Raw genomic sequence first — 3,194 nt, 5'->3', positions numbered from 1 at the left:
TCAAGCGCTACCTCGCCCGACGCCTCTACCGTCATCTCAACAACGCCGCCGCGGCCGAATTGGGGGTTGACGGGACATAGAAGCTTCATAGAGGCCCCCCCGGGCACCATCCCATCGCGGACAAAGACCCCCTCCCTCCCGCGACTGCTGCGCCGCCGCCCGGCCGTCACCTCCTGGCGACACCTGCTGGAGACCGCACGCACAGCCCACGAACACCACACCGATGCCCTCGTCATCGACCACGCCCACCCAGGAACGCCACAGGCCCAGACCGACTGACCACCCGCCCACCACCGGCATCGTCGACGCGTATCACGGCATCGGGTGCGCAGCATCGGGTGCACTCAGTGGCCGGCCCCCCGGCCGCGGTGCGGTCCGGGCTCCTGCGAGCGGTGCGCCCGCTGGTCGTCCTGGCGCACCGGGTGCGCTCCGTCGGCATCGTTCTGTTCGGCGTAGCGGTCCGCGCGGGCGCGGGAGTCGTCGGCCGCCTTGGTGAACGCGTTCTGGAGGCGGAGTACCCGCTCGGCCGTGAGATCGAGGGCTTCCACGTCCGTGCGTGACTTCCTCAAGGCCCGCAGCGCCGTCAGGTCGATCGCCTCCCGGCGGGCGGCGTCTGGCTCCTGGTCGCCGTGCTCGGGCCCGGCAGCCGGGGGCGTGAGCAGCTGCTCGGGCATCGCCGCCTGCTGGTGCGCGACGACGTCGTACGCCCAACCCCGCGCGGCAACGGTGCGCAGCTTCTCCCGGACCTCCACCGCCTATCTGGCAAAGATGCTCACCGACCCCGCCGCGCACGGCATCGACGTGGAACGCACCGCCGTCCTCTACATGGCCACCGGCAGCGAATGGCCCGAAACCCGGCTCTTGGTCAAGGAGTTCATGCTGCCGCTGCTGCGCGAGCACAGCGTGCGCCCCCTCTTCCCCGACGAAGGCGATCAAGACTCACGCTGACTACCGCTCGCACCGCCGAATCCCTCATCACGATCCGTCGATGCTGGCGGACGGCGGCGACTGTCCTCCGGAGTTCGGCCGTTATCAGAGTGGGAGAGGCGGGCTTCATCCACGACGCGGCGCCATGAGCGGATCACATCGGGAATCTGGTCGAGCAGACCCTTCAGGGCGAACAGAAAGGCGGACACAACACCAGCCGCACCCAGAATGACAAGGACGATCTGCAACTGCACGCTCGGGTCCCTCCCGCGAATGGAGGGCGGCCGAGCTGAGCGCAAACCGCATGCAGGATGGCAGGTGTCTCAGGTCGACCACCCTGAAGACGGATGATCAACTGAGGCCCTGCCGACGTACAGGCCGCGTGTGAAGTTGTCGCGATTGACGCAGTGCCAACTTCCGTGGCACCCACGCCCGAAAGGGACGTCGGACCCATTCCCGTCGCAGCCAGCCAAGCTGGCCGTGCCCTACGGACTCTAGCCGCACGCGCCCGGGCTGTCTGCTCCCTCGCCGCTTCCGCCATCGGACAGCGCGAGCCCACGGCAACAACGCCCCAGATCAGATGATCACACCCACTCGCCGCCATCTCCTACATGTCCCGAAAACGCCTGCGGCCGCTCTTGCGGTCCATCGGTGGCCCCTGGAACATGAAATCGCCAGCGGGGGGCTTCGGCAGGCTGCTCCATCGCGTGGGCATCCGCCGACGGGAAGGCAACGTCTCAATGAAGCTCAAGCGTTTGATACGCGCCGTCGCAGCCGTAGCACTCGCCGCCGGCGGCCTCGCCACGACATCGGCGTCACCCGCGCAGGCTGCCTCGTGCGTCAACCCGGTGGCACTCCAATATCCCGTGTCCTTGAACCGGGGCACGAACAACGGGGGCAGCCAGATCGGCGTGCTCTACCTGGGCTACTACTCGTCTTGCCGCGAGGTCTATGCGGAGTTCCACGTCACAAACCTCGCCACCAGCGACGTGGTCACCCTGGTCACCATCAAGATGCACGATCTGTTCACTGGCCGGGATTACGGCTACACCCAGATCAGCCAGGACTCGATCTACAGCAGGGGCGGCTGGGCCGACACTCCCGCCATGTCGATCGACACATCCGGCTTCTACCACGACGCGATCGAGCCGGTGGCGACGATCGACTATTGGAGTACCGGCTCGTGCGGGATGGTCGGATGGTCCCACGAGTTCGACAACGGCCAGGCGGGGAACTGGGACACCGGCCGCTTCGGTGGTGCCTGCTGAGCGGCGATACGCCATGCCGGCGGTCACTGCATGGTCGAAGCCGGCCCATCCGCTAGGTCTTGCGGCCGTCCCGTCAACGGGACGGCCGCGCTGGGCTTTCCGTTGCTCGATTGCATCCGGACGCGACAGCGGTCCAGCATCGGTCGTGGTCGGCCCTTCGCGCAGACCCGGCCGTGCAGCGCCCTGCCCTCGCAGCGCTGAAGGCGATGGACGTCGGCGCGGTCGAGGCCTGCGGAGAACGAGGTGCCCTCGGCCCGGAGCACGACGACGAGGACGGTCCCGGGCAGCTCGCGGCCGATCGCCGCGAGGCGGCGCCAGGTGACGCGCCACCCGCGCCAGCCAGGTCCGCTGCCAGTCCCGCAGCCGCAAGGTGCGGACGGCGCTGAAGAAGGAGCCCCGCAAGAGGCCCGAACCGGCTCATCGCGGCGGCCGCGCGCTGTGCGACGGCTGCACCGTTCACAGCTGATGGCCACCGCCTGCTGTGCCCCTCGGCGCAGCGGGCGCCCCCTACAGTGGATGCAGGAGATGACCATGGAGACGAACCCCACCGCCCTGCTGCTCGAACGCGCCGCCCAGGCCCAGCGTGTAAGCGACCCGGACGCGCTGCACGACTTGCTGTCCAGAGGCCACCACGCCTGGTGCGAGGGCGTCGCCGACGTCCGGGCCGGCGTGGACCGGGAGACCGCGACCTTGTCCGACGCCCAGCTCGCCGAACGGTGCACCGCTACGGGCGTGCCGTGGGAGGAGGGGATGACGCGCAGCGAGGCGGTCTCCGCCCTCGCTTTCGTGACCTGGGATGCCGCGCCGGCCGCCATGGCCTACACGGAGCTGGAGGAGCGTGCGGCGCGCTTCGGGGTGTGCCTGCTGGGCGAGGAAGCGCTGTAGGCCGATTCTGGCGTCAGATTGGACAACAAACCACCTACTTTGGCATTATCGAACATGTCACACTCGCCCGAGTGCCGGCACCGCCTTGCTGATCCTTTCAAAGGGGCCCTGATG

The 3,194-nt window shown here is 68.5% G+C and carries 5 protein-coding genes and 1 pseudogene; 3 read left to right on the top strand and 3 right to left on the bottom strand.

Annotated elements, in window-relative coordinates; all coding sequences use genetic code 11:
• Positions 1-344 precede the first annotated feature (344 nt).
• On the bottom strand, positions 345-752 hold the full coding sequence (locus tag ACFYOH_RS44565; RefSeq protein WP_388638031.1) for a hypothetical protein: 408 nt from the start codon (positions 750-752) through the stop codon (positions 345-347).
• Between the two features lie 16 nt (positions 753-768).
• On the opposite strand from ACFYOH_RS44565, the gene ACFYOH_RS44560 reads away from it, so the two are divergent.
• Positions 769-948 carry a hypothetical protein gene (locus ACFYOH_RS44560; protein WP_388638028.1) on the top strand — a complete coding sequence of 60 codons (180 nt, stop codon included), beginning with the start codon at positions 769-771 and terminating at the stop codon, positions 946-948.
• Here ACFYOH_RS44560 and ACFYOH_RS44555 read toward each other — a convergent pair.
• On the bottom strand, positions 933-1,181 hold the full coding sequence (locus ACFYOH_RS44555) for a hypothetical protein (RefSeq protein WP_388638025.1): 249 nt from the start codon (positions 1,179-1,181) through the stop codon (positions 933-935). The genes ACFYOH_RS44560 and ACFYOH_RS44555 overlap by 16 nt on opposite strands.
• A 486-nt stretch (positions 1,182-1,667) precedes the next feature.
• On the opposite strand from ACFYOH_RS44555, the gene ACFYOH_RS44550 reads away from it, so the two are divergent.
• Positions 1,668-2,195, top strand: a complete 528-nt coding sequence (locus ACFYOH_RS44550; protein WP_388638022.1) for a hypothetical protein — start codon at positions 1,668-1,670, stop codon at positions 2,193-2,195.
• A 218-nt stretch (positions 2,196-2,413) separates the two neighbouring features.
• Here ACFYOH_RS44550 and ACFYOH_RS44545 read toward each other — a convergent pair.
• A pseudogene (locus tag ACFYOH_RS44545) lies at positions 2,414-2,512 on the bottom strand (enoyl-CoA hydratase/isomerase family protein); the annotation flags it as partial.
• 214 nt (positions 2,513-2,726) lie between these two features.
• Here ACFYOH_RS44545 and ACFYOH_RS44540 point away from each other — a divergent pair.
• Complete coding sequence (locus tag ACFYOH_RS44540; protein ID WP_388638019.1) at positions 2,727-3,080, top strand: hypothetical protein; 354 nt, start codon at positions 2,727-2,729, stop codon at positions 3,078-3,080.
• Positions 3,081-3,194: the final 114 nt, after the last annotated feature.

Origin of the sequence: Streptomyces sp. NPDC007856, assembly GCF_042868225.1 — a bacterium.
In the GTDB taxonomy this organism is placed as follows: domain Bacteria; phylum Actinomycetota; class Actinomycetes; order Streptomycetales; family Streptomycetaceae; genus Streptomyces.
The sequence above is the reverse complement of the archived record's forward strand: the minus strand, read 5'-3'. Positions and strand labels throughout refer to the sequence as shown.

Coding starts and splice junctions, on each gene's coding strand:
- ACFYOH_RS44560 (WP_388638028.1), top strand. CDS start 769: ATGCTCACCGACCCCGCCGCGCACGGCATCGACGTGGAACGCACCGCC.
- ACFYOH_RS44550 (WP_388638022.1), top strand. CDS start 1,668: ATGAAGCTCAAGCGTTTGATACGCGCCGTCGCAGCCGTAGCACTCGCC.
- ACFYOH_RS44540 (WP_388638019.1), top strand. CDS start 2,727: ATGGAGACGAACCCCACCGCCCTGCTGCTCGAACGCGCCGCCCAGGCC.